The organism is Chromatiaceae bacterium (assembly GCA_024235395.1).
Lineage (GTDB): Bacteria > Pseudomonadota > Gammaproteobacteria > Chromatiales > Chromatiaceae > Thiosocius.
Window position 1 is genome coordinate 207940 of record JACKMK010000002.1, and the last position, 25611, is coordinate 233550.

General features: G+C 67.3%; 26 protein-coding genes. 14 read left to right on the plus strand and 12 right to left on the minus strand.

Annotation, left to right across the window (positions count from 1 at the left end; genetic code table 11):
• Window position 1: 1 nt before the first annotated feature.
• Entirely contained in the window at window positions 2-2071 is a 2070-nt protein-coding gene (locus H6955_08975; GenBank protein ID MCP5313677.1) for a thioredoxin family protein, read from the minus strand.
• Window positions 2072-2207: 136 nt separating this feature from the next.
• Between H6955_08975 and H6955_08980 the strand changes: the two genes are divergently transcribed.
• The gene (locus tag H6955_08980) at window positions 2208-4157 is read left to right on the plus strand and encodes a PhoX family phosphatase (GenBank protein MCP5313678.1); all 1950 of its coding nucleotides are present in this window, start codon (window positions 2208-2210) and stop codon (window positions 4155-4157) included.
• A 12-nt stretch (window positions 4158-4169) separates the two neighbouring features.
• On the opposite strand, the gene H6955_08985 is transcribed toward H6955_08980, so the two are convergent.
• Window positions 4170-5084 carry a hypothetical protein gene (locus tag H6955_08985; protein ID MCP5313679.1) on the minus strand — a complete coding sequence of 305 codons (915 nt, stop codon included), beginning with the start codon at window positions 5082-5084 and terminating at the stop codon, window positions 4170-4172.
• A gap of 195 nt (window positions 5085-5279) precedes the next feature.
• On the opposite strand from H6955_08985, the gene H6955_08990 reads away from it, so the two are divergent.
• Complete coding sequence (locus H6955_08990) at window positions 5280-6908, plus strand: methyl-accepting chemotaxis protein (GenBank protein MCP5313680.1); 1629 nt, start codon at window positions 5280-5282, stop codon at window positions 6906-6908.
• 9 nt (window positions 6909-6917) lie between these two features.
• On the opposite strand, the gene H6955_08995 is transcribed toward H6955_08990, so the two are convergent.
• Window positions 6918-7745 carry a cytochrome c gene (locus tag H6955_08995; protein MCP5313681.1) on the minus strand — a complete coding sequence of 276 codons (828 nt, stop codon included), beginning with the start codon at window positions 7743-7745 and terminating at the stop codon, window positions 6918-6920.
• Window positions 7742-8185: a cytochrome c gene (locus tag H6955_09000; GenBank protein ID MCP5313682.1), complete on the minus strand. Its 444-nt coding sequence runs from the start codon at window positions 8183-8185 to the stop codon at window positions 7742-7744. The genes H6955_08995 and H6955_09000 overlap by 4 nt, the downstream gene beginning before the upstream one ends.
• 333 nt (window positions 8186-8518) lie before the next feature.
• Between H6955_09000 and H6955_09005 the strand changes: the two genes are divergently transcribed.
• The 4 genes from H6955_09005 (at window position 8519) to dcd (ending at window position 12030) form a co-directional block, all read left to right on the plus strand.
• Window positions 8519-8830 (plus strand): DUF2853 family protein, encoded by a 312-nt coding sequence (locus tag H6955_09005; GenBank protein MCP5313683.1) that lies wholly within the window; start codon window positions 8519-8521, stop codon window positions 8828-8830.
• 237 nt (window positions 8831-9067) lie between these two features.
• Window positions 9068-10669, plus strand: a complete 1602-nt coding sequence (locus H6955_09010; GenBank protein ID MCP5313684.1) for a phosphoenolpyruvate carboxykinase — start codon at window positions 9068-9070, stop codon at window positions 10667-10669.
• 30 nt (window positions 10670-10699) lie between these two features.
• A complete protein-coding gene (locus H6955_09015; protein MCP5313685.1) occupies window positions 10700-11344 on the plus strand; it encodes an endonuclease in 645 nt (214 codons plus the stop codon).
• A gap of 89 nt (window positions 11345-11433) precedes the next feature.
• Complete coding sequence (gene dcd / locus H6955_09020) at window positions 11434-12030, plus strand: dCTP deaminase (protein ID MCP5313686.1); 597 nt, start codon at window positions 11434-11436, stop codon at window positions 12028-12030.
• Here dcd and H6955_09025 read toward each other — a convergent pair.
• The 3 genes from H6955_09025 to purM are packed head-to-tail and all read right to left on the minus strand — an operon-like array spanning window position 12002 to window position 14438.
• Window positions 12002-12724 carry a DUF3108 domain-containing protein gene (locus H6955_09025; GenBank protein ID MCP5313687.1) on the minus strand — a complete coding sequence of 241 codons (723 nt, stop codon included), beginning with the start codon at window positions 12722-12724 and terminating at the stop codon, window positions 12002-12004. The genes dcd and H6955_09025 overlap by 29 nt on opposite strands.
• An 11-nt stretch (window positions 12725-12735) precedes the next feature.
• Entirely contained in the window at window positions 12736-13383 is a 648-nt protein-coding gene (gene purN / locus H6955_09030; GenBank protein MCP5313688.1) for a phosphoribosylglycinamide formyltransferase, read from the minus strand.
• On the minus strand, window positions 13380-14438 hold the full coding sequence (gene purM, locus H6955_09035; GenBank protein MCP5313689.1) for a phosphoribosylformylglycinamidine cyclo-ligase: 1059 nt from the start codon (window positions 14436-14438) through the stop codon (window positions 13380-13382). Before purM ends, purN begins: the two co-directional genes overlap by 4 nt.
• 202 nt (window positions 14439-14640) lie before the next feature.
• Here purM and H6955_09040 point away from each other — a divergent pair, with 202 nt between their 5' ends.
• The 3 genes from H6955_09040 to H6955_09050 are packed head-to-tail and all read left to right on the plus strand — an operon-like array spanning window position 14641 to window position 17470.
• Window positions 14641-15795, plus strand: coding sequence for a DUF2066 domain-containing protein (locus H6955_09040; protein ID MCP5313690.1), 1155 nt, complete (start codon window positions 14641-14643; stop codon window positions 15793-15795).
• Between the two features lie 24 nt (window positions 15796-15819).
• Window positions 15820-16386: a CDP-alcohol phosphatidyltransferase family protein gene (locus H6955_09045; GenBank protein MCP5313691.1), complete on the plus strand. Its 567-nt coding sequence runs from the start codon at window positions 15820-15822 to the stop codon at window positions 16384-16386.
• Window positions 16379-17470 carry an AI-2E family transporter gene (locus tag H6955_09050; protein MCP5313692.1) on the plus strand — a complete coding sequence of 364 codons (1092 nt, stop codon included), beginning with the start codon at window positions 16379-16381 and terminating at the stop codon, window positions 17468-17470. Before H6955_09045 ends, H6955_09050 begins: the two co-directional genes overlap by 8 nt.
• Here the strand turns inward: H6955_09050 and hda are convergent.
• Genes hda through arsC form a run of 4 tightly spaced genes read right to left on the minus strand, consistent with a single transcriptional unit; the run spans window position 17455 to window position 19449 of the window.
• Window positions 17455-18162 carry a DnaA regulatory inactivator Hda gene (hda, locus tag H6955_09055; protein MCP5313693.1) on the minus strand — a complete coding sequence of 236 codons (708 nt, stop codon included), beginning with the start codon at window positions 18160-18162 and terminating at the stop codon, window positions 17455-17457. The two genes, H6955_09050 and hda, sit on opposite strands and share 16 nt — an antisense overlap.
• Window positions 18159-18506, minus strand: coding sequence for a DUF2069 domain-containing protein (locus H6955_09060; GenBank protein ID MCP5313694.1), 348 nt, complete (start codon window positions 18504-18506; stop codon window positions 18159-18161). The genes hda and H6955_09060 overlap by 4 nt, the downstream gene beginning before the upstream one ends.
• A complete protein-coding gene (gene wrbA, locus H6955_09065) occupies window positions 18503-19102 on the minus strand; it encodes an NAD(P)H:quinone oxidoreductase (GenBank protein ID MCP5313695.1) in 600 nt (199 codons plus the stop codon). Before wrbA ends, H6955_09060 begins: the two co-directional genes overlap by 4 nt.
• Complete coding sequence (gene arsC / locus H6955_09070; protein ID MCP5313696.1) at window positions 19102-19449, minus strand: arsenate reductase (glutaredoxin); 348 nt, start codon at window positions 19447-19449, stop codon at window positions 19102-19104. The genes wrbA and arsC overlap by 1 nt, the downstream gene beginning before the upstream one ends.
• A 65-nt stretch (window positions 19450-19514) precedes the next feature.
• Between arsC and H6955_09075 the strand changes: the two genes are divergently transcribed.
• Window positions 19515-20804, plus strand: coding sequence for a virulence factor BrkB family protein (locus H6955_09075; GenBank protein MCP5313697.1), 1290 nt, complete (start codon window positions 19515-19517; stop codon window positions 20802-20804).
• 4 nt (window positions 20805-20808) lie between these two features.
• Here the strand turns inward: H6955_09075 and H6955_09080 are convergent, their stop codons facing one another.
• Complete coding sequence (locus H6955_09080) at window positions 20809-22311, minus strand: hypothetical protein (protein MCP5313698.1); 1503 nt, start codon at window positions 22309-22311, stop codon at window positions 20809-20811.
• Between the two features lie 188 nt (window positions 22312-22499).
• Here H6955_09080 and H6955_09085 point away from each other — a divergent pair, with 188 nt between their 5' ends.
• From H6955_09085 to H6955_09100, 4 genes are read left to right on the plus strand one after another with little or no spacing between them, the layout of a single operon-like run.
• Window positions 22500-23021: a TlpA family protein disulfide reductase gene (locus H6955_09085; GenBank protein MCP5313699.1), complete on the plus strand. Its 522-nt coding sequence runs from the start codon at window positions 22500-22502 to the stop codon at window positions 23019-23021.
• Window positions 23018-23545 (plus strand): thioredoxin fold domain-containing protein, encoded by a 528-nt coding sequence (locus H6955_09090; GenBank protein ID MCP5313700.1) that lies wholly within the window; start codon window positions 23018-23020, stop codon window positions 23543-23545. Before H6955_09085 ends, H6955_09090 begins: the two co-directional genes overlap by 4 nt.
• An 8-nt stretch (window positions 23546-23553) precedes the next feature.
• Window positions 23554-24837 carry a TolC family protein gene (locus tag H6955_09095; protein ID MCP5313701.1) on the plus strand — a complete coding sequence of 428 codons (1284 nt, stop codon included), beginning with the start codon at window positions 23554-23556 and terminating at the stop codon, window positions 24835-24837.
• The gene (locus tag H6955_09100) at window positions 24834-25610 is read left to right on the plus strand and encodes an efflux RND transporter periplasmic adaptor subunit (protein ID MCP5313702.1); all 777 of its coding nucleotides are present in this window, start codon (window positions 24834-24836) and stop codon (window positions 25608-25610) included. The genes H6955_09095 and H6955_09100 overlap by 4 nt, the downstream gene beginning before the upstream one ends.
• The last annotated feature ends 1 nt before the right edge of the window (window position 25611 follow it).

Below are 25611 nucleotides of genomic sequence, written 5' to 3' on the forward strand. Positions count from 1 at the left end.
ATCACTCCTTCGGTTGGATGGCTTGGATCGCCTGCAACAGCAGGCCCTCGGTCAGTAGCTGGGGCAGCACGCGGGGTGGGGCGTCGCCGCCGGGATACAACAGGTACAGCGGTACGCCGCTGCGCCCGTGGCGTTGCAGTTCAGCGGTGATCGCGTCGTCGCGTCGTGTCCAGTCACCTGTCAGGTAGGTGATCTGCCGCGCCGCGAGCGCCTCCTGGACGGCGTCGCGGCGCAACGCGACGCGCTCGTTGACCTTGCAGGTGATGCACCATGCGGCGGTGAAATTGACCAGCATAGCGCGGCCCTCGGCACGCAACCCGGCGACCCGTTCCGGGCTCCACGCCAGCGCTTCGCTGGACGCGGCATCTTCGCTGCGCTCGGAATAGGTCGCCCATGCGGCAAGGCTCAGGCCGGCCAGCCCGACGGCCGCGGCGATCGTCGCCTGTCGACGCCGGTCGCGCAGCCCCAGGCCATACCACCACAGCGCGAAACCGAGCAGCACCGCGCCGCCGAGCACGGCCGCCAGCGTGCCTGCGCCGACCTGCTGGCTGAGCACCCACAGCAACCAGGCGGCGGCCGCGTACATCGGAAACGCCAGGCCATTGCGCAGGCGCTCCATCCAGGGACCGGGCGGTGGCAGGTGCTTCGTCCAGCGTGGCCAGATGCTCAGCACCAGCACCGGCAGCGCAAAGCCGCTGCCCAGCGCGAAGAACACCAGCAGGGCTTCCGGGACCGGACGGGTCAGCGCGTAACCCAGGGCGCCACCCATGAACGGTGCGGTGCACGGGCTGGCGACCAGCACGGCGAGTACGCCGGTGGCGAAGGTCCCGGCCAGTCCCGGTCGCTCGGTCAGGGCCTGTCCGGCGCCGCCCAGACGGTCGCCGAATGCGAACACCCCGGACAGGTTCAGGGCGATCACCAGCATCAGGTACAGCAGCGCGACGACCACCAGCGGTTGCTGCAGCTGAAAGCCCCAGCCGAGCGCCTCGCCACCGGCGCGCACCCCGAGCAGCAGGCCGGCCAGCGCCGCGAAACTGAGCTGTACGCCGGCAAAGAACGCCACACCATGACCGGCGGGCGAGCCTTCCGCATGCTGCACCAGGCCGAGCACCTTGATCGACAACACCGGCAGCACACAGGGCATCAGGTTGAGCAGCAGGCCACCGGCGGTGGCCAGGGCGAGCACCAGCCAGAGTGTCGGGGTGGCTTCGGCGGGTGTCGCGGGCCGCGGCTCGGCGGCCACCTCGAACCCGCGCGTCAGGTTTGCGCCGGTCCCTTGCTCGCTGACCACCAACAGGCCGCGCAGCGACGAGCGGCCATCGGGCGGTAGCTCGCCGGTCGGCACCGACAGCCGCAGCGTATCGCCATCGCGTGTCCACGACTGTCCGCCGGCGGCCGCGACCGGACCCCACTCCTGGGCGGCGAACCACAGGTCGGCGATCCTGTCCACCGGTCGGTCGCCGCCTGAAATCTGTAGCTCCAGCGAAGCGTCGCCGGTCCTTCGATAAGTCACCCGCCCGGGGAACGCCCCGGGCAGCCGGTCGCGCGCCTTTGTGAACCGACCTGCAGGCACCGATGTCGCGGCGCCGGGTTCGGTCACCGGCAGCTCCAGCGTGAGGCGGCCGTCTTCCGGGATGCACTCCTCGCGGCACACCAGCCAACTCGCGTCGACCGCGATCTGCGCCCGCCCGGGCGGTGCGGCCGCCGGGATCTCGACCGGTACCAACAGGGTGACCTCGTCGTCGTAGCCGTAGTTGACCAGCGGGCCGACCGGGATCCGCCGCGGCACCGGCCAGTGGATATCGCCGGCCCGCCAACCGTCGGGCAGTGTCCAGCGCAGACGCGGTGCTTCGCCGGAGTCGCCGGGGTTGCGCCAGTAGACATGCCAATGCGGTATCAGCTCGAACCGCAGCCCCAGCCACAGCGTCTCGCCGGGCACCACCACCTCGCGCTCCGCCTCGAGGTGCAGGGTCAGGTGCGGCGTCTGCAGGGTGCTGCCGGCCACGGTCAGACCACTGATCGCAATCAGCAGCCCGGTCAGCCAGTAGCGAAAGCAATGTGCGCGGCCCACGTCTCCCCCTCGCGTTGCCGATGCGAGTTTAGTCCGCGGTGACGCCGGATCGTTCGCAGACCGTCGGCGCGATCGGCGGCATGGACATTGCTGCTGCAGGCGGTAACCTGGAACAGGGACTCCACTCGATCTTCAAATGCGTCGACGGCCTGACGATCCACCCAGTACTGCGGCACCGGCAGCGACGCTCGACGACCTGATCCGGCGTCGTTGCACGCGGCGTGCCCTGCTTGGTGGCGGTTGCGGTGTGCTGGCCGCCGGCCTGCTGCCGGACGGCATCGGCCGGGTCCTGGCCAACGTGCCCGACGCGACGCGTTTCCGTTTCACCGAGATCGCGCGCGGCGTCGACCGCACCCACCATGTCGCGCCGGGATACCGGGCCGCGGTGCTGATCCGTTGGGGCGACCCGGTGCTTGCCGGCGCCGCGGCGTTCGATCCCCGTGCCCAGTCGGCCACCGCGCAGCGGCGTCAGTTCGGTTACAACAACGATTTCATCGGCTATGTCCCGCTGCACGCGGGAGCGCAAGGCTCCGCACACGGCCTGCTGTGCGTGAATCACGAGTACACGGTCGAATCACTGATGTTCCCGGCGACCACCGCCGACACGGACCGGCACCCGGGTGCGAGCGGTCGACGGATCGACACCGAGATGGCCGCACATGGCGGCTCGATCCTCGAGGTCCGCCGCGTGGCCGGGCGTTGGCGGGTGGTCGATGCCAGCCGTTACGCGCGTCGTATCAGCGCGCTGGACACGCCGATACGCCTTTCCGGGCCGGCGGCCGGCCACCCGCGCCTGCGCACCGCGGCCGATCCCCGCGGCACCCGGGTGATCGGCACCCTCGCCAACTGCGCCGGCGGTATCACGCCCTGGGGCACCTATCTGATGGCCGAGGAAAACTTCGACGACTATTTCGTAGGCGAGCTGCAACACGGCGCCGAGGCGGCCAATCATGCGCGGTATGGCATCCCGGGCGAACGGTTCGCCTGGGGTCGGCGGCATGCGCGTTTCGACCTGGCGCAGACGCCCAACGAGGCCAACCGGTTCGGGTGGATCGTCGAGGTCGACCCCCTGGACCCCACGTCGACGCCGGTCAAGCGCACCGCGCTCGGGCGTTTCAAGCACGAAGGCGCCGAATGTGTGCTCAACGGCGACGGGCGCGTGGTGCTGTATTCCGGTGACGACGAGGCATTCGAGTATCTGTACCGGTTCGTCAGCGCCGGAGCGGTGGATCGCAGCGACCGGCGCGCCAACCGCGACCTGCTCGACCGGGGCACCCTGTACGTCGCGCGATTCAACGCGGACGGCAACCTCGACTGGCTGCCGCTGGTCCACGGCCGGGGGCCGCTGACCGCGGAACAGGGCTTCGCCAGCCAGGCGGACGTGTTGATCGAGACGCGGCGCGCCGCGGACCTGCTGGGGGCGACACCGATGGACCGCCCGGAGGATGTCGAGCCGGACCCGGTGAACGGCCGGGTGTACCTGATGCTGACCGGCAACCCGCAGCGTACGCCCGCGCAGGTCGATGCAGCGAACCCGCGCGCCACGAACCGCTGGGGGCACATCCTCGAGCTGATCCCGCCGGGCGGCGATCATGCAGCGGACCATGCGCGCTGGGAGATCCTGGTGCGCGCCGGGGATCCCGCCGATCCGGCGGTCGGCGCGTCGTGGAACCCGGCGACCGGGGCAGACGGTTGGTTCGCCTGCCCGGACAACGCGGTGATCGATCCGCAGGGACGCCTATGGGTGTGCAGCGACCAGGGTGGCGCCTGGTCGCGGCTCGGTCGCACCGCGGACGGTGTCTGGGCGCTCGAGACCCAGGGGGCCGGGCGCGGCACCGCGCGGTTGTTCTACCGGGCCCCGGTCGGCGCCGAGGTCTGCGGTCCACGCTTCACCCCGGACGGGCGCACGCTGTTCGTCGCGGTCCAGCACCCGGGCAAGGACGGCACCCGGCAGTTCGCGGGTTTCGAGCGTCGTTCGACCTTCGACGATCCCGCGACCCGCTGGCCGGATTTCGACGATCGGATGCCACCTCGCCCGGCGGTCGTCGCGATCACCCGCGACGATCTGGGCGTGATCGGCGATTGAGCCGGCGCGGGCTCAGTCGGTGCCCAGGAAACCGTGCAGCGGCGCCAGCTGCAGGATGGCGCGGAACAGCAACTGGCTGCCGTGCAGCACGCCGAAGCAGTGGAACCGGTACTGTTCCACCGCGGCACCGCCCAGGCCCTTGGCGGGCGGCAGCAGTGCGGGTCCGTCGACCAGGATGTGCACCCGGTCGTTGCTGCGCAGCCCGTCCTGGACGCGGTGGTCGACCGAGATCTGGTGGCTGGTATAGACCAGCGGGTCGACTGCGAAGTCGTGGTGGTCGGCCCACAGTTTTTCGAGCAGGGCGCACGACAGCAGCGATGCAGTGAACAGCGGGGCGAACTGCACGCGTTCGGTGAGTTCGTCGAAATAATCGTGCTGGTCGCACAACGCCGCGAGCGCGAAATTCTTGCCGTTGCTGGTGTTGAGGAACTTGCGCTTGAGAAAGAACGGGCTGCCCGGTATCCGGCTTCGGTCCGGGAAGCGTTCGAGCTGCGGCAGGCCGCTGGGCGTGGCGTCGGCAAGGAAGCGCGGTTCCGCGGTCGCGCTCTGCGAGCCCATCAGCACCGGGCGGCCGCTGTCTTTGCGCAGCACCACGCGATTCGACAGGCCGCCCCCCTTGGCGGTCCTGTCGACGGTGTTCTTCACGGTGACCTCGAAGCCCTCACCGGCGCGCAGCGCGTCGGTGAACAGGAACTCGTAGTTGCTGAAGTGCAGGCCCTTGTCGACCGCGCGGCCGTCCTCGCCGTTGTCGCGACGGTGTCGTGCGATTCGGTCCGCGGCGAGGAACTCCATCTGGAAGCCGAGTACGATCGGCGCGCCGAACGGGTTGCCCTGGACCTCCTGCCAGCGCTGCGGATCGTGGAAGGGATTGAAATCGTCGGTGGAATTGCGCGCGACGTCGATGTGGATCTGCTCGAAGCTCAGCATGGAACGGAATACCGATGGGTGCTGTTTGGGCCTGCTTCAGGATAGCGGTCACACCGCGATCGCGCTTGAGGAGGCCGCGGCGGACGCCGGCGTGTCTTAAAGAAACCCCACCGACAGCCGATGTATTGGTTCGATTCTGTCGGGAAGTGAATTCCCCGTCTCAATTTTGACATGCCGGCCTGGCGAGGAGCTCCGATGGCACTGCCGAACCTGACGTCACTCAAACACAAGCTGGCCGCGGTAACCGCGTTCACCTTCGTACTGCTGCTGGTGCAGGCCGTGCTGATGAGCGGCAAGATCGACCGCATCGTGGACAACGGCGAGTTGATCAAGGACAGGACGTCCGTGGTGATCGCCAAGTCGTTCGAGCTCAAGCTGCACGTCGTCCAGGTGCAGCAGTGGCTGACGGACATCAGTGCGACGCGGGGTCTGGACGGCCTGAACGACGGCTTCGACCAGGCGGCCGAGCACGCGAAGGCCGCCGAGGCGCTGATCGGCGAGCTGCAGCGCCTCAATCCGTCGCAGGCGCCCCTGTACGAGGCGATGCGCGGCGATTTCGCCGCCTACTACGCGGTCGGAAAGCGCATGGCCCAGGCCTATGTCGATGCAGGCCCGCAGGGCGGCAACCAGGTGATGGCCGAGTTCGACGGCGCCGCGGAGAAGCTCCAGGAAGAGGTCGCCCAAGCGATGGCGTCGGCGCGCGAGCTGTCGGCCCAGTCGCTGGATCAGTCGATCGCGTTGGCCGAAGGCGTCCGCTTCTGGACCCTTGCCGCGTCGGGGGTGTTGTTGTTGCTGGTGCTCGTCGGTGGCGTGTTCATGCACCGCTCGGTGATCGGGCCGATCTGCTCGACCGCGCACCTGGCGGCCGAGTTGGCGGACGGCGACGGCGACCTGACGCGTCGCCTGGATGACCAGCGCCGTGACGAGATCGGCAAGGTCTCGCGCGGTATCAACACCTTCGTCGACAAGATTCAGGCCACCGTGGTGGCGATGCGCTCGGTCGCGACGCAGTTGACCGACTCGTCGCAGCACCTGACCCAGGCCGCGTCACAGGGCCAGCAGAAGGCATCCAACCAGCTGCGCGAGACCGAGACGGTCGCCGCGGCGATGACCGAGCTCAAGGCGAGCGCCGACGAGATCGCCGTGACCGCGAGCGAGACCGCGCAGCATACCCAGACCGCGGTCGGCCAGGCCAACGGCGGCAATCAGGCGGTGCAGAACGCGGCGCGCGTGATCAAGAACCTCGAAGGCGAGATCGAGCGTGCGCAGGCGGTGATCAACCAGCTCGGCGAGGAGAGCAGCAATATCGGGGCGGTCCTCGACGTGATCCGCGGGATCTCCGAGCAGACCAATCTGCTCGCGCTGAACGCGGCGATCGAGGCCGCGCGTGCCGGCGAGCAGGGCCGCGGGTTCGCCGTCGTGGCCGACGAAGTGCGCACCCTGGCCAGCCGTACCCAGCAGTCGACCGAAGAGATCCAGACGATGATCGGCAAGCTGCAGGCGCGTGCCGGCGAGTCCATCAAGGTGATGGCGGAGAGCCGCACCATGGCGACCGCGAGCGTCACCGAGGTCGAGACCGCACGCGATCTGCTGCAGGCGATCCAGTCGGGGTTCAGCGGCATCCAGGAGATGACCCACCGCATCGCCACGGCGGCCGAACAGCAGAGTCAGGTCTCGGGCGATATGGACCGCAACCTGGTGAACATCGCCGACCTCGCCAAGGAAAACGCGGCGACCGCCGACAGCATCTCCGCGGCCAGCTCCCAGCTCGGCAACCTGTCGGGCGAGATCGGCTCCTTGATCAGTCGCTTCAAGACCAGCTGACCATCGCCGTCAGGGACCCGGAAGCGGCGGTAGCGAACGCAGGTAGGCGACCATCGCGCGGCGATCGACGGCGTTCCATCGCGAGGTGGTGTTGTCGATCACCTCGCTCATCACGCTGCCGGTGTAGTCGCCGTCCGGCAGTGCGCCGGTCTCGAAAAAATACTCGAGCTCATCCGCGTCCCATTTGCCGATTCCGTCTCCACGCTGCGGCGTGATATTCGGAATCTTCTCACCCTCGGGGCCGTCGGGGTTCCCGGCCAGGTAGTGTTCACGGCGTGTAACGCCCGCCCAGTTGCGCGGCGTGTGGCACTCGCCGCAATGCCCGAGGGCATCGACCAGGTAATGGCCGCGCGCCAGCACCGGGTCGCTCGGCGGTGGCGCCGGCGGGTCGAGAAACAGCCATTGCCAGAGCCTGATCATCCAGCGCCACAGCCACCACACCAGGTCGTGCTCGCGGTTTGCCTCGTGCACCGCGTCGCGCGTCTGCAGATAGTCGAAAATCCTGCCCGCATCGGCGTCGCTCATCTGCCGGTAGGACGGGTAGGGGAACACCGGGAAATAGGCGCTGCCATCGGGCGCAGTGCCGTGCTTTACCGCATCGATGAACTGCGCGCGGCTCCAGCCGCCGATCCCGGTCTCCCGGTCGGGCGTGATGTTGGGTGAATAGAAAGTGCCGTACGCCGTTTCGAACGACCGCCCGCCCGCCAGCGGTCGGCCGTCCTCGGCCGTGTGACAGGTCAGGCAGCCGGCCGCGTTGAACAGGTATTCCCCGTCATCCGCCGCGGCCGCGCCCAGCGCGAGCGAGCCGCACAGCAGGCAGGTCAGGTGGCCCTTCACTCGTCTTTCTGGCGGAAGTCCTCGTGGCAGCCCTTGCAGGCCTGGCCGACCTTTTTGTGCGCCGCCGCGATGGCGTCCGCGTCACCGCCGGCCACCGCCGCCGCGAATCCGGCGGTCGCGTCTTTGGCCTGGTTGGCGGCCTGTTCGAACTTTGCCCAGTCGTCCCAGATCTCGGCCTTGGCATGCGTCTCGCCGAAATCCGAACCGCGCGGGAACAGTACGGTCAGGTCGCCGGTCAGGTCGGCGAGTGCCTTGGCGTGCATCGCCAGATGCCCCTCTGGTGCAACCTTGCCGCGCACGATCTGGGTCGCGGCGCCCATGTGGCCACCGATCGCCTCCATCATCTCCTGGCGATACTTGATGTAGTTCTCCGGCTCTTCCGCAAAGGCGGTGGCGGCACCCGCCGCAAGCAGTGCGACAACGATCCTGGACAAACGCATTGTGACTCCTCCTGAATTGATGGACTCAAACCCCACGGCGCGATCTTGGCGACTCGTGCGGCCAAGGACAAGGTGCGGCGCGGACCGCAGCCTGCTCCGCCGATAGACAAGCAGCGTGTCACCGAGTTCGCCGGCATGGGCGAAATCGGCCCGAGTGCCCCAGGTCACCTGGAACGCACACATGCGGTATCCTTAGCCGGTCCGCTGTACGGGTCAGGGGTCCGCGAGATCCACGGCTCGGCAGCACACGGCGTCGCACGGCTCCGCAACTGCATCCACAACAAGCACCGGACTGCGCGATCAATCGTTGTTCCACAGAGGGGGAGAATCACCATGACCGACTATGTCGCCGACGTTAAGCGTTACGACGCGGGCGCGGATGCCGATACCGTACAGAAGATCGTCAAGCATCTCGGTATCGCGCTGCGCAGCAAGGACGCCTCGCTGGTTTCTTGCTCCGACAAGAGCGAATTGGACCGCGTGCGCGAGAAGTGGTGCGCGAAGAAGCTCGGCCAGACCGATGCGGCGGCCGCGGACGCGGTGATCAAGAAGGTCTGCGAGACGATGAAGGGCGACAAACAGAAGCAGCGCGTCACCTTCTACTACCTGGTCGCCAGGGAGATGGGGAAGCTCGGCGACCTGTAGCCTGTTCGCACGTCGCGTGCTCCCAGGGTCCCGAGGGAGTGTCGCGACGCGTTCTTGGCAGGATATTTGCCTGATCTGAAGCGCGTCGCGCCCGATCTGCAGGCACGTCCGGAATTCCGGTCCAGAATGGTGCGCGCGATACGAGGAGCCGTCCCGATTTGGAGCACGGGGCGTCGATTTACGCAGCGCATGGACGCCCGCAGGGATCAGGGTGCGTGTGCGCCCGGAGAACACGCAATGCTTGATAACGTTTCGACCCGGAGTGGGCAGGGTCTCGAGGCACAGGGCCTCTACAACCTCAACGAAATCTTCTGGAATCTGCCGACCCCGGCGCTGTACGAGCATGCGATACAGCGCCGCGAGGGGGCGCTTTCGCACCTCGGGCCGCTGGTGGTGCGCACCGGCCACCACACCGGGCGTTCGGCAAACGACAAGTTCATCGTCGACGAGGCCGACAGCCACGATCAGATCTGGTGGGGCACGATCAACAAGCCGATCCCCGAACAGAACTTCGACATCCTGCATCAGCGCATGGCCTCGTACCTGCAGATGAAGGACGTGTATGTGCAGGACTGCTACGCGGGCGCGGATCCCGAGTATCGACTGCCGATCCGCATCATCACCGAGTATGCGTGGCACAGCCTGTTTGCGCGCAATATGTTCATCCAGGCGAAACCGCACGAACTCGATAGCCACGAGCCGTACTTCACGGTGATCAATTCGCCGCGCTTCCACGCGATCCCGAGTCAGGACCACACCCGCAGCGAGACGTTCATACTGGTCAACTTCCATCAGCGCATGGTGTTGATCGGCGGCACCAGCTACGCCGGCGAGATCAAGAAATCGATCTTCTCGGTGATGAACTACCTGTTGCCGGATAAGGGCGTGCTGCCCATGCACTGCTCTGCGAACATCGGCAAGGACGGCAAGACCGCGCTGTTCTTCGGGCTCAGCGGTACCGGCAAGACGACACTCTCGGCCGACCAGTCGCGCGTCCTGATCGGCGACGATGAACATGGCTGGAGCGACAACGGCATCTTCAACTTCGAAGGCGGCTGCTACGCGAAGATGATCAAGCTGTCGCCGCAGAACGAGCCCGAGATCTATGGAACCACGTTGCGGTTCGGCACCGTGCTCGAGAACGTCACGATGAACGCCAGGGACCGCCGCCTGGATCTCGACGACGGTTCGCTGACCGAGAACACCCGCGGCGCCTACCACATCAGCGCGATACCGAATGCCGCACCGGATGGGCTCGGCGGTCAGCCAGAGAACATCATCTTCCTGACCTGTGACGCATTCGGGGTGCTGCCACCGATCGCGCGATTGTCCCCGCAGCAGGCGATGTATCATTTCATCTCCGGTTACACGGCGCGTGTCGCCGGCACCGAGAAGGGTGTTACCGAGCCCTCGCCGGTGTTCAGCGCCTGTTACGGCGCGCCTTTCATGCCGCTGCATCCGCGGCGCTATGCCGAGTTGCTCGGCGAGCGCATCACCCGGCACCAGGCCAAGGTGTGGTTGATCAATACCGGCTGGACCGGCGGGCCCTATGGGGTTGGCGAACGCATGGCGATCCCGCACACGCGCGCGATGGTCAACGCGGCGCTGGACGGCCTGCTCGACGGTGTACCGACGCGCCGCGACCCGGTGTTCGGCGTCGAGATCCCGACCGAGTGTCCAGGGGTACCGGCGGAGATCCTCGATCCGCGCGAGAGCTGGAGCGACAAATCGGCCTACGATGCCCAGGCGAACCGCCTGGCGAAGATGTTTCACGAAAACTTCGCGCTGTATGCGGACGAGGTTTCGGACGAGGTGCGCGCCGCCGGTCCGGCCGGCTGATGCGTGGACGCGAGGTTGGGGGGTGCGGCGATGATCGACCTGAAAAATGTCGATGGGCACTTCTACCCGCCTTTTCACGGTGAGTGGGGCGGCTTTGCGGAGGAGCTGTTCCACTACACCTCGCGTTACTACGTTGCGACCGAGGCCTTTCTGCGTCACCTGTCGCAAGACCACGATTTCGTCATGAGCGGCTACCGCGCCGCGTTGCTCAGCGAGGCGCAGCGCGAACTGATGGCCGTTGTCCTCGCCTGTCGTCCGGATCGTGATTCGGCCAGTGCCGCGGTGAGTATCGTCGGCGCGGTGATCCGCCAGGACGACCGCATCGAGCGGGACCTGATCGAGCGCCTGCGCGAGCGCCTCGCGGCGGTCGACCCGCTCACCTCGCTGGCCGAGCACACCCATCACGTCGAACACCCGCCACCGCCCGGGGTCGCGCCGCTCGATCCCTTCCTGGCGATCGCCGAGCGCCTGCAGCTGCCGGTCGCGGTACGCGAGCGGCACGTCGAGGTGAGCCTGCACACGCTGGCCGAGCACCTGGATTCGCCCAACTCGGCGCTGCGCACCAACCTGCACAACGCGGTCCTGCAACTGCACGCCGGCGGGTACGTGTTGCGCAACCATCCGCATCTGACGCATTCCGAGGCCCAGACGATCGGCGACGAAGGCGCGGTCTGACGCGGCGTCTGGCGCGGCCCGGTGCCGGTTTGCCACGAGCGCTGGTGTAGACTTGCCGGCACCCAGACCTGCCGAGAGGTGAAGCCAGCATGCGACTCTGCGACAGCGACATCATCGCTGCGCTGAACGAGCAGCGCATCCGTATCGAGCCGCGACCCGACGATCGGGCGATCAGCGGTGTCAGCGTCGACCTGCGACTCGGTCACCGGTTCCGCGTATTCAGTTCGCACACCATCCCGTTCATCGACCTGTCCGGCTCGCGCGAGCAGGTCAATCAGGCGGTCGAGAAGGTGATGGGCGACGAGATCTTCATCAGCGAGCAGGACACCTTCGTGCTGCATCCGGGCGAACTCGCGCTGGGCATCACCCTGGAGGCGATCACCCTGCCCGACGATCTGGTCGGCTGGCTCGACGGTCGTTCGAGCCTGGCGCGTCTCGGACTGATGGTGCACGTGACCGCACACCGCATCGACCCGGGCTGGAGCGGCAACATCGTGCTGGAGTTTTTCAATTCGGGGAAACTGCCGCTGGCGCTGCGTCCCGGCATGGCGATCGGCGCCATGAGCTTCGAGACGCTCACCGGACCTGCGCGCCGCCCCTACACCACGCGGGACGACGCCAAGTACCGGGGGCAGAGCGGCCCCCTGGCGAGTCGCATCAGCGAGGATCGCTCCGACGCCGGTTGACCTCTTCGAGCTGCATCTCGACCACGTTGTCATCGCGCTGGTGCACGATCCGCAACGGCAGCGGCACCAGTCGGGTGTCGAACCACAGCGTGCGGTGTTCGTCCGGATCCGGCGAGATGCGTCGGATGCCGGTCGCCTGATAGTGTCCGAGCGGCACCTCGACCACCGACTGGCCGGTGACCTCGAGGATCGTCTCCTCGGCCGCGTCGGCGGATGCGACCTGCAGTTGCCGACTGCCCTCACCGGTCGCTGCCAGGTCGTGTGCGGCCAGCAGATAGCTGAGCCGGTCCTGGGTATCCGGCAACAGGGCCATGCGGCGAGGCTGCGGGCCCTCGAGCCACAGGGCCTGCTGCGCCCAGTCGAATTTCAGGCCGACCAGTTCAATCTCGCCATCCTGCATCACGCTGTGCTCGAACCGCTCCGGACGCGCACCCTGCGCGTCCAGAACCCCCTCGCTGCTCTCCAGCACCTCATGGTCGGCGCGGTTCTGCATCTGCCCGGCCGGGCGGGTGAACGCATCCAGCCGGTAGTGGCCGTCGCGGCCGATCTCCAGCACGAACAGTGCCTGCCCGACCAGTGCGTCGTTGAACAGCAGGCGGTAGCTCGCCTCGATGGCGAGCGGGCCCTGCAGGGTGCGGGGTGTCGGTGTGCATGCCGCGAGCAACAGGCAAAAGGCTGCCAGGTACCGATACATCGCGCCGGTACTCAGATCTGCAGCGGTGCGTCGAGGGCGCGGTCGTCGAACCATACCTGTCCCCCGGTGAGGCGCAGCCGGCCCTCGGCAAACCAGCGGACGACCTGGGGTAACAGCTGGTGCTCGCGCTGCAGCACACGGGCGGCCAGTGTCTTTTCGTCGTCACCGGCCGCGACCGGCACCCGCGCCTGGGCGATCACCGGGCCACCGTCGAGTTCGTCGGTGACGAAATGCACGCTGGCGCCATGCTCCGACACCCCGGCCTCGAGCGCGCGGCGGTGGGTGTGCAGGCCCTGGAAGGCCGGCAGCAGCGACGGGTGGATATTGAGCATGCGGCCGGCGAAGCGGGCCACGAAATCGCGCGTCAGGATGCGCATGAAACCGGCCAGTACGACCAGGCCCGGTGCACCGGCCTCGACTGCGTCGCCCAGGGTCGCGTCGAACGCCTCGCGGCTCGGATATTCGGTGTGATCGATCACCCTGGTCGGGATCTCCGCGCGCTGCGCGCGTACCAGGCCATAGACGCCGGGGCGGTTGCTGATCACGTTGGCGATCCGGTAGGGTTGCCCGGCCGCTGCGCCGTCGATCAGCGCCTGCAGGTTGGTGCCACCGCCCGAGATCAACACCGTGACGGGCAGCGGCTGTTCGGTCCCGGTCATTGGTAACGGACGCACGGCTCTGCGCAGTCGCAGCCGTGGATCTCGCCGATGCGATACACCGTCTCGCCCCCGGCGCTCAGCAGCGCGCTGGCGCGGTCCGCCTGGTCCGCGGCAACGCACACCACCATGCCGATGCCGCAGTTGAAGGTGCGCAGCATCTCGGCCTCGCTGATCCGCCCCTGTTCCTGCAACCAGCGGAATACCGGCGGCAGGGTCCAGGCAGCACGGTCGATCTGGGCGCAGCTGTGCTGCGGCAGGACGCGCGGCAGGTTTTCGGTCAGGCCACCGCCGGTGATGTGCGCCAGCGCATGCACCTCGACTTCGGCGAGCAGCGCGAGCAACGGCTTGACGTAGATCCGGGTGGGCGCGAGCAGCGCATCGCCCAGGGTCGTGCCGTCGAACGCCAGATCGAGCGCGGCGTCACTGACCTCGAGCACCTTGCGGATCAGCGAGTAGCCGTTCGAATGCGGTCCGGAAGAAGCCAGGCCGAGCAGCACGTCGCCGGTGCCCACGCTGTCCGGATCCAGGATGCGTGACTTTTCGACGATCCCGACCGCGAATCCCGCCAGGTCGTAGTCCTCGCCTTCGTACATCCCGGGCATCTCGGCGGTCTCGCCGCCGGTCAGGGCGCAGCCGGCCAGTTCACAGCCGCGCGCGATGCCCCCGATCACGCTCGCCGCGGTATCGACGTCGAGCCGGCCGGTCGCGTAGTAGTCGAGGAAGAACAGCGGTTCGGCGCCGGCGACGACGATGTCGTTCACGCACATCGCGACCAGGTCGATGCCGATGCTGTCGTGACGTCCCATCTGCATCGCCAGCCTGAGTTTGGTGCCCACGCCGTCGGTACCGGAAACCAGCACCGGCTCGCGGTAACGACCGACCGGGAGTTCGAACAGCGCGCCGAAACCGCCGAGGCCGCTCATCACCCCGGGTCGAAAGGTACGTTTGACTACCGGCTTGATACGTTCGACCAGCGCATTGCCGGCATCGATGTCGACGCCGGCCTGGGCGTAGCTCAACGGGGCGCGATCGGTAGGCGTGCTTTGCTCGCTCAAGGGTGACTCCGGGCGGGGGACTGCGAAACCGCCATTTTAGCCTGCATCGTTCGTCACTGTCCCATTGCGGCCCCCGGTTGTTCGGACACTCGGGATGTGGGGGCGGCCGCGTGCCGGTGGAGCGCCCGGCGGCGGTACGTCCCGGGTGCGACGGACAGCCGGCCGGCGACTGGACGGGAAAAACGAGGTTAGAATTCGCGCCATGCAAAATCTAGCCAAGTTGATGTTGCTCGCGCTGTGGTTCGCTTGCTGCCAGGCAACGGCCGCGACGCCCGCCGATCTGTACGATGCCGAGGCCGTGGTCGCCGACGAGGGGGTCGAGACACGCAATGCCACGCTGTCGCGCCTGTTGGGCGACGTGCTGGTCCGCGTCAGCGGCAACGCCCGGATCGGCGCACAACCGGCGGCGCGTGAGGTCCTCGACCGGGCACCGTCTCTGGTCGAACAGTACCGTTACCGGACCGCGGACCAGGATGGCGAGGTACAGCGCATCCTGTGGGCGCGGTTCGACCGCGGGGCGGTCGAGCGCATGCTGCGCGAGCGCAATCTGCCGGTATGGGTGCAGCGGCCACGGGTGTTGCTGTGGGTCGCCACCGAGCGCGGCGGGCGGCGCGCCCTACTGAACCTGGACAACCTGCCCGAGGGTCGCGCGGCGGTGCTGGCACGCGCTCAGCAGCGCGGCATGCCGTTGCAGCTGCCCTTGATGGATCTGGAGGACCAGGGCGCGCTGACCCCGGCCGACCTGTGGTCCGATTATGCCGACGGCATCCAGCGGGCGTCGGCACGCTACCCGCACGAGGTGGTCGTCACCGGGCGCCTGCGTGCGGCATCGAGCGGGAAATGGAGCGGCAGCTGGTCACTGATCGACGGCGATGCGGTCCAGGTGTTTGAGACCCCGCCGCAGCCGCTGACGGAGGCGCTCGCCGCAGCGGTGGATCAGACACAGGATCTGCTCGCCGCACGGCTCGCACCCCTGGCGTCGAGCGGCACGGACGCCGGTACCCTGGTAAGTTTCTCCGGGGTACGCGACCTGGCGGCATACGGTCGACTGGCCGCGTTGGTGAAGGACGTCGAGACCCTGGGTCAGGCAGCGCTGCGCCATGTCGAAGGCGATCGGTTCGTGTTCGAATTCCGCGTACGCGGCGACCAGCGTGACCTGGCGCGGGCACTCGAGGCGAGCGGGCAGATCGCGACCGAGCCGGCGCCGCCGGTTCCGCTGCGACCCTGGCCGGCGGACACCCTGTCCAGCGGGGGCCCGGCGCCACTCGGTGCGCCGGTCGACGACCTGTCCGGCACCGGTGTGCCTCCGGGCGAACCGCCGCAGCTTGCCGATCTCTACTATCGCCTGCTGTATTGATCCATCGCCGATGCCTGCGTTGTGATGTCCGCCTACCTGCGCCATCTGCCAAACGTGATCAGCGTTGCGCGGATCGTGCTGGTCGGCCCGATCGTCTGGAGCCTGCTCACCGAGCGTTTTTCGCTGGCGATCGGGTTGTTCCTGGTCGCCGGTGCCTCGGACGGGCTGGACGGTTTCCTTGCCAAGCGTTTCGGCTGGAGTTCCCGCCTCGGCGGCATCCTGGACGCACTGGCGGACAAGTTCCTGTTGATCTCGACCTTTGTCTGCCTGGGTTGGCTGGGGCTGTTCCCGTGGTGGCTGGTACTGAGCGTGCTGGCGCGCGATCTGCTGATCGTCAGCGGCGCGATCGTCTACAACTTCCGTATCGAGGCGGTACAGCCGGAGCCCAGTCTGATCAGCAAACTCAACACGCTGCTGCAGATCGCGCTGGCCGCGGTCGGTGTCGTCGAGGTCGGGTTCGGCGGGATCCCCGGCTGGCTGCTGTGGACCCTGATCTGGGCGGTCATGCTGACCGTGCTGCTCAGCGGCACCGGCTATGTGCGCGAATGGAGCCGACGCGCGCGCGCCGGCGGGACAGGTCTGCATGACTGACGCATACCGCCTGTGGCTGCTGGTCTCACTGTCGCTGCTCGCGTGGTTGCTGTATCTGTTGTCGCCGATCCTGATGCCGTTCGTTTTCTCGGCGCTGCTGGCCTATCTCGGCGATCCGCTGGTCGACCGACTCGAGGCACGCGGTCTGAAGCGCACGCCGGCGGTGGCGCTGGTGTTCTGCGTCCTCACGATGCTGGCGATCCTGTTGCTGCTGTTGCTGGTGCCGCGGCTCGAGGCGCAGATCACCCAGCTGCTGCAGAAACTGCCGGGCTACCTCGAATGGCTGCGCGGGCACCTGCTGCCGCGCCTGCAGGCGCTGTTGCCCGGCGAAGTCGGCGATTTCCAGTTCGCGATGCTGCCCCAGGCGCTGGCGAAACACTGGCGCGAGGCAGGCGGCGTGCTCGCCGGGCTGTGGTCGTCGGTGTCCAGTTCCGGCATGGTCCTGGTCGGCTGGCTGGCCAATCTGGTCCTGGTGCCGGTACTGACGTTCTACCTGCTGCGCGACTGGGATCACCTGATCGCAGGGATCCACGCGCTGCTGCCGCGTCGCAACGAGGTCGCCTGGGTGCGTCTCGCGCGGGAATCCGACGAGGTACTGGGTGCCTTTCTGCGCGGTCAGCTGCTGGTGATGGCGGCGCTGGGCGTGATCTATACCACCGGCCTGTGGCTGGTCGGCCTGGATTTCGCGTTGCTGCTCGGCATGCTCGCGGGCGTGGTCAGCTTCGTGCCCTACCTCGGGCTGATCGTCGGCATCCTGGTCGCCGGGTTGGCATCGGTGCTGCAGTCCCAGGGCATCGCGGATCTGCCGTGGGTGGTGGTCGTGTTCGTCGTCGGTCAAGTGATCGAGGGCACCTTCCTGACGCCGCGGCTGGTCGGTGAGCGCATCGGACTGCACCCGGTCGCAGTGATCTTCGCGGTGATGGCCGGCGGCCAGCTGTACGGTTTCTTCGGCATCCTGCTGGCGTTGCCTGTGGCGGCGGTGGCGATGGTCCTGGTGCGCCACCTGGTCGCCCGTTACCGTTCGAGTACGCTGTACGGGGAGGCAAGTCCCGCGGAGGTGCCGCCCGATCAATCGACCGATTGACCGACCTGCAGGCGGTCGCGCACGAACGGGATCGTCAGCCGGCGCTGCGCGGCCAGCGAATCGTGATCGAGGCGTGTGAGCAATTCGACCAGGCCGCCCGGATGGCGCGGTCCGCGCTCCAGGAGATACCGTGCGACCTCGTCGGGTACCTGCAGTGCCCGCCGTGCCGCGAGTGCCAGCAGCAGCGCGTGTCTGGCCGCATCGTCGAGCGGCTGCAGGCCGATCGTCAGCCCCCAGGCGAGACGGCTGCGCAGGTCGGCCAGCGTCAGCGGGAGGGCGGCGGGGCCACGGTCGGCGCTGAACAGCATCCGGGTGCCCCGGTCGCGGCAGCGATTGAACAGTGCGAACAATGCCTCTTCCCAGGGCCGGTCGCCGGCGATTGCGTGCACGTCGTCGACCGCAACCAGATCCAGCGTCTCCAGCCCGTCTAGCATCGCGGTAGCCAGTTCCTCGCGCGCGGCGAGCGGCAGGTAGGCACAGCGCAGGCCGCGAAGCTGGGCGGCCGCGCACTGGCCGAGCAACAGGTGGCTGCGACCGCTGCCCGACGCGCCGAACAGATAGATCAACGGCTCGCGTTCACCGTCCAGACCTCGTCGCAGCGCATCGAGAATCGCCTGATTGGGACCTGCGACGAAGTCGCGCAGGTCGGGCGCATGGCGCAGCGCCAGCGCCAGCGGCAGTTGCCGGATCATGCGCCGTGTGCGACCGCGCGCCAGCGGATGAACAGGCTCGCACTGATCAGGTAGACGAGGCTGAGACCCGCCTCGCTCAGGCCGAGCCAGCGCGCGGGTCCACTCCAGGCCACGACGCCTCCGTGCACCGCGTAGGGCAACGCGACCAGTGCGCCCCATACCAACGCCTTGTCGCGTCCGTGCAGGACGCCACGCAGCGGAATCAGCAAGGGCGTCACGAAAAGTACCAGATAGAGCGAGATCCGGGACTTCTCCACGTCGCCGAGAAACACGATCCAGGCCATCACGACGGCGATCAACGCGAGGTACGCGGCCAGCGAAAGCATGCGCGCGGCGCGGGTCATCGCTGCGCTCCCTGCAATGCCACCACGAGTCCGGCGAGCCGCCGGCCCAGTGCCTGGCAGAGATTCTTCTCCGCGGCGCTCAGTGGCAGCTTGCTGTCCCTGCCGGCGAGGTGCGAGGGGCCGTAGGGCGTACCACCTTCGCGGGTCTCGAGCAGGTCCGGCTCGCTGTATGGCAGGCCGGTGATCAGCATGCCGTGATGCAGCAGCGGCAGCATCATCGACAGCAGGGTGGTCTCCTGTCCGCCGTGCAGGCTGCTGGTCGAGGTGAACACGCCGGCGGGTTTACCGGCCAGGGCGCCTTCGATCCACAGGCCGCTGGTACCGTCGAGGAAGTATTTGAGTGGCGCCGCCATGTTGCCGAAGCGCGTCGGGCTGCCGAGCGCGAGCGCGGCGCAGCCGGCGAGGTCGTCGGGCGTCGCGTACGGTGCCCCGCTGTCCGGGACCGGCGGCGCACTCGCCTCGTGGTCGGCGGATACCGGCGGCACGCTGCGCAGCCGTGCCTCGCACCCCGCCTGTTCGGCGCCGCGCGCGACCAGGCGGGCCATCTCCGCCGTGGCGCCGTGACGGCTGTAGTAGAGCACCAGGAGGTAGGCCATCAGATGATCTCCAGCACCCGTTCGGGTGGCCGGCCGAGGGCCGCCTTGCGGCCGTTGACCACGATGGGCCGCTCAATCAGCTTGGGATGCTCGACCATCAGGTCGATCAGCGCCTCGCGGCTGAGCGACGGGTCGGCGGCGCCACTCGTCTTGTATTCCGCCTCGCCCTTGCGCATCAGATCACGGGGTTCGAGGCCGAGCATGTCGAGTAGGCGGCCGAGTTCGGCAGCATCCGGTGGGGTCTTGAGGTATTCGACCACCTGCGGGCTGATCGCGTGCTGTTCGAGGAGTTGCAGCGTCTGGCGGGACTTGCTGCATCGCGGGTTGTGGTAAATCTTTACAGTCATGGACAGGGTCAGGGAGTAGGGAACGATGTCGCGCGATTTTATCAGGCCTGGTTGCGGGGTGCGGCATGCAAGCTGATGCGAAGGATGGGGTCTTGGCGTGGCTGCGCATCGGGGTGTATCAGCTGTACGGCTTCCTCGTGCTGGTCGCCGAGCGGTTCCGGCGTCACGAGGGTGCGCAGAATGCAGCCGCGCTCACCTATACCACGCTGTTGTCACTGGTCCCCCTGATGGCGGTGTCGCTGGCGGTCTTCTCGGCGTTCCCGGTCGCCGACCGCGTCTACGACACGATCCAGATGTTCCTGTTCCGCAACTTCGTGCCGGCGTCGGGCGAGGTGCTGCAATTGTATCTGTCCCAGTTCATCGCCAAGGCATCGCACCTGACCGGCGCCGGCGCCGCCTTCCTGGTGATCGTCGCATTGCTCATGATGGCCAATATCGACCGCGCGCTGAATGCGATCTGGGAGGTACGCGAGCGTCGCCGCTTCGCGATCAAGTTCCTGATCTACTGGGCGGTGCTGTCGCTGGGTCCTGTGTTGATCGGGGCCAGCGTACTGGTGACTTCCTATCTCGTCTCGCTGCCGATCCTGTCGGAGGCCGCGAGCAGCGGCATAGGCCGGCAGCTGCTGGGAATCTCCCCGATCGCCGCCTCGGCCGTGGCGTTCACGATGCTGTATCTGGTGGTACCCAATCGCCGTGTCCGGTTGCTGCACGCCTTGCTCGGCGGGGTGATCGCGGCGCTGCTGTTCGAGGCGGCGAAGCGCGGGTTCGGTTTCTACCTGACGCGTTTTCCGACCTACGAGGCCATCTACGGTGCGCTCGCGACGATCCCGATATTTCTCGTCTGGTTGTACCTGTCGTGGATCGTGGCCCTGCTCGGCGCCGAGATCACCCATTGTCTCAGCATCTATCGCTGGCGCAGCCGCGACCAGAGCCGCTGTCAGACCGGTCTGGGCGATGCCGTGGGGGTGTTGTTGGCACTCGACGAGGCCGCGGCGCTGGGCGCGACACCGAGCACCGCCGAACTGGCACGGTTGCGGCCGCGCTGGATGGAACCGCAGCTCGAAGACCTGCTCGGCGAGTTGAAGCGCATGCACTGGGTGCAGCTGACCCGCGACGGCAACTGGGTGTTGGCGCGTCGCCTGGTCGATGCTTCGCTGGCGGAGTTGTACGCCAGCCGGCGGTTCGCGCTGCCACGCGAGGACGATCCCGACTGGCCCAGCGACCGGCGCCTGGCCGAGGCGCTGCGGGCGGCGAACGACGGCATCACCCGGGCGCTCGGTGTACCCTTGGCCAGTTTCCGTTTGCAGCGTGCCGCGGCGGTCCCACTGCAGCGGCCGGACGACGGATCCGCTTGATCCGCTAGGCGTCGCTGCAGTCGACGAGGATGTAGGCCGTCTGCTGCACGGCCTCGAGCAGGCCGCGCATGCGCAGCACCTGGCGTGTGTGGGCACCTTCGGCGGTCACCGAATCCTCCTCGCGGAACAGGCTGCGAGCGGCGATCAGCACGTAACGCCCGGCGTCCTGGTCGTGTTGCAGCAGTGCCAGGGTGTCGCCGCGCAGCCGCTGTGCCGCGCCGCCACTGAGTTCCACCGGGGTCAGGCGGCCGGCCAGCTTTTCGACCCCGATCTCGACCTGCTGGTCGGGTAGATTGACCAGCCGTCGGATGCGCCCGATGAACCCGACCGCGGCATTTTCATTGGCGGCCGAGACCGCCTCCATCAAGACCGGATCACCGATCCCGAGCGGCGGCCGCAAGGGGCCCTGGAGGCGGAACGCCGAGCCGGATTTCGACTGGTCGATCTGTCGGCACGCGACCGGTGCGGGTTCGCTTCCACCGGGCAGCCCGCCCTGGATCAATTCGCTGAGTCGCGCATGGATGCTGCGCAGACCGTGACGCATCGCGAACGGGTGATTGCGCGGTTGGCGCGGGTTCTGGCGCTGCTCCGGCGACTTGCGTCCGCGGATCAGGTCGTGCAGGGCGCCGTGCAGTTCGCGCGGTCCCTGCGGATCCTCCTGCAGGACCTGCAGAAAGCGGTCGGCAGCCAGGTACCGGATCTCCGGCCCGGGTTTGCCTCGTCGTGCGGCTGCAAGCGGATCGAGGCTGCCGCTGATGTCGATCGGCATCGCGTAGGGGCCCTGCGGCAGCACCGTCATCTCCAACAGATTGGCATGCGTGCCCGTCCACGTTCGCCAGGCCTGCAATTGGTCGGGCCGCCGGTGGTTCGAATCGTACAGACTGCTCATCAGCGCACGATAGAACAGCCCCTGGATCGTGCCAGGGTCGCCGTCGCGACGGAGCTCCCTGCTGACCTCGTGGTCGGCGATCTCAAGCGCCTCGGCATTCAGGAAGATGCTCAGCAGCAGCCGCCAACCGTCGAGGCTCGGACGGTAGTAGCGCAGGCGTTCGAGGTTGAGTGCGCGTTCGAGCAGCTGCAGCGCCCTGTACAGCAGTTCGGCGTCCGGGATCTTGCCGGAGGACAGCGCACTGTTGGCGATGCGCAGCTGCCCGTAGGCGAGTTCGCTGAGCAGTTCGACCAGGCTGAACTCGAGCTGATCGAGGGGCAATGCGGTGTCCGGCCCATTCTGCAGTCGTTCGTCGACCACATCCTGCAGCTCGTCGACCGGGGTAGTGTAGGCTTCCAGCAGGGCCCCCATGCGAGCGCCCGGCTCGGGGTCGCGGACCAGCAGGCGCAACTGCTCCAGCAGCATCCGCGCGGCCTTTGGCGGGTTGGCCAGCGGTAACTCGACGATCCATTTGTTCAGCGCGCGTGGCGCCAGCAGCGCACCCGGATGTCGGGCGACCGCCGGGTCGGGGACCCGGAACGGGCTTAGCGAAGGCGGAAGTGTTGGTGCCTTTGCCATGCCCTGATGCCTTTAGAAAGAGGTCGACGATCCCAGCGCCGCACTTTTTGCGTCTCCGTGGGTCTAGAGTGGATGCGGGCGCTTGCACTGCCCCCGGTCTGCTGACCTAAAATTCGCCGGCGCCGGGGAATATTACGGCAATCGGCGTCGTCTCTTGATGGTACTCCAAGTCGTTAAGGCTTTGTCTTATGCAAAAAATCTGTTTGTCTGTTCACGCGGCCCGGCGATTTCTCAGTGTGCTGGTGATCTCTGGCGCCCTGACCGTCGGGGCGCATGCAGCAACCGAGGATTTTACCCTGCCCGACCTCGATGGGCAGCAGCATAGCCTTTCCGACTACCGTGGACGCTGGGTGCTGGTCAATTACTGGGCCACCTGGTGCCCACCCTGTCTCGAAGAGATCCCGGAGCTGGAGGTATTCCACACCGGTTCCGAGGGCAAAGCGATCGTGCTGGGGGTGAACATGGAGTCGATCGACGACGGCGAACTCAAACAGTTCGTCGACCAGCAGTTCGTCTCGTATCCGATCCTGCTGGCCACCGAGCGTCCGAGCCGTGAGCAGCTGATCGGTCCTGTGGAAGGCCTGCCGACATCGTATCTGGTATCACCCAGTGGCGAGATCGTGGCCCGGCAGGTCGGTCAGGTGACCGCACAAGGTATACAGTCCTTCATCGAAAGTTACGAAAGCGCACACCCGGGAGAGGTTCAATGATCGCGCGCCTGCTGATTGCCCTGGGTCTGGTCGTTGTCAGCGCTGTCGCCGGTGCGCAGACGCCGCGCGACCCCGGCCAGTACTTCTTCAACGAGACATTTGGCGATTTTCGCGAAGAGTTGGCCAATGCACGCGCAGCGGGCAAGAAAGGCATCCTGATCATGTTCGAGATGGACGAATGCCCGTTCTGTCACCGGATGAAGACCACGGTACTCAATCAACCGGATGTCCAGGACTACTTCCGCGAGCATTTCCTGATCTTCCCGGTGGACATCGAGGGTGACGTGGAGGTTACCGATTTCAAGGGTCGCTCCACGACGATGAAGGACTTCGCATTCCAGCAGTACCGGGTGCGTGCGACCCCGGTGTTCGCATTTTTCGATCTCGACGGCAACTACATCAAACCGGCGCGTTTCACCGGGGCGACGCGTGACAAGCAGGAGTTCATGCAGCTCGGCCGGTATGTCGTCGAGGACGCCTACAAGGACCAGCCGTTCACTCGCTACAAACGCGCAGCACGCTGATACCGCGCATGCGGGTCTTCGGCTTCACTCTACTGGTGTGGGTGTGCGCTGTGGCGCAGGCTGCGGAGCAGGCGCCGCTGCCTGATCCCTTGTCGCTGGAAGTGGCGCTGGCATCGGCGCCCGCCGATCTCCCGGCGTTGGAGTTGGCGGACGCGCAGCGCGACGCGAGCGACGCGGCGCTGGCCGAGGCACAATCGATCAGCGGCGTGAGGCTCGATGCGATCGGCCGCCTGCGCTACATCGAACCCTCGTCGATTGCGCCCAACCGCGACCGAAACGACAGCAGTGCACGCATCGCGCTGAGCAAGCGGTTGTACGATTTTGGGTACAGTGCAGCGCGTGAGACCGCCGCCCGACATGCCGGCGATGGCAGCGAATGGCGCTATCTCGACGCCCGGCAGAAGGCCCACCTGGAGATCATGCAGCGCTACCTCGACGTGATCCTCGCCGACCTGCAGTACGCACGCGACAACGAGGCAATGGCGGGCGCCTATATCGATGCCGACCGGGCGCGCGACCGGCACGAACTGAAGCGTCTGTCGGATGTCGATCTGCTGCGCTTCGAGGCCGATTACCAGGCGGCGCTGAATCAACGCATGCTCAGCCAGTCGCTGCAGCGCGCGACCAGGGCAAGACTGGCGATCGCGATGGGCCGGCCCGGAGAGCTGGCGTCGAACCTGGTGCGCCCGGCGCCGCCGGATACCTCGCTCGCCCAACCCGAGTACGAGGCGCTGCTCAAGGAAGTGCTGCAAAACAATCCGCGGCTGAAGGCGTTGCGCGCCGAGGTCGACGGGGCCGTCGCGGCGCTTGAGGCGGCGCGCAAGGGTTTCGGCCCGGTGATCAGTGCCGAAGTGGATGCGCAGACCTACAACCGCAAGACCAACACCACGCACCCGTTCGGTGCCGGGCTGTTGCTCGAGGTGCCGCTGCTCACCGGCGGTGCGAAGGATGCGGCGATCGCCAAGGCACAGGCCGAATTGCGCGCCAGCAGTGCCGAGCTGTCGGTGGCCGAGCACACCCTGCGCCAGGAGGTGCTCGACCTGTGGTTGCGCCTCAGCAACATGCGCATCGAACTCGAGGGGCTGAAGGTGCGCGGCGACTATCGCGAGTTGTACCTCGACCGCAGCCGGGCGCTGTACGATCTCGAGGTGAAGACCGACCTCGGGGATGCGATGACCGAGATCTCGGCGGTCCGTCTGGATTTGGCACGGGTCGAGTTCGACTGGATGATGACCCAGGCGCGTCTCGCGGCGCTGGCTGGTCGTCTGTTGCCTGGGGAAGCGACACAATGAATCGATCGATGTATGGACTCGTTGCCGGGCTGCTGGCGTTGGGTACGACACTGCCGGTGATGGCCGCGGACGTACCGGCGCTGATCGGCTGGGCGCAGCGCGTCGAGCTTGGCACCCTGGTATCGGGGGTCGTCAGCGAGGTCCATGTGCGCCCGGGTCAGGCCGTCGCAAAAGGCGACCCCTTGCTCAGCCTCGACCAACGCGGTTTCGCCAGCCAGGTGGGCCGTCGCCAGGCCGAGTACCGGCATGCGCGGGCGATGCTCGAGGAGGCCGAGCGTGAGGATGCACGCGCGGTCGAACTCTACGATCGCACCGTCTTGTCGGATTTCGAACGCAATCAGGCACTGATCGCACTGGAGGCGGCCCGTGCCACCGCGGAAGGTGCGCGCGCCCAACTGGTCGCCGCGCGCCTGGATCTCGAGCACAGCGTGTTGTCGGCACCGTTCGACGGCGTGGTGCTCTCGGTCAATGCCGCGCCGGGGCAGAGCGTGGTCAGCGAACTGCAGAGCCAGCCGCTGGTGACCGTCGCGAACGGTCGCACCTTGCAGGCGCGCGCCGAAGTCGATGCGGAGCAGGCCAGCCGGCTGCAGCCCGGGCAGGCGCTGAACGCGACACTGCGCGGCAGTTCCGCTCGGGCAACCGTCGATCACGTCGGGCTCGAACCGGTCGAGAACGGCGGCTCGACACTGCGTTATCCCTTGCTGGTGGACGTCCCGGTCGGCGAAGGGCCGGCGCCGCGCGTCGGCGAGACACTCACGCTGCACCTGGAGTAGG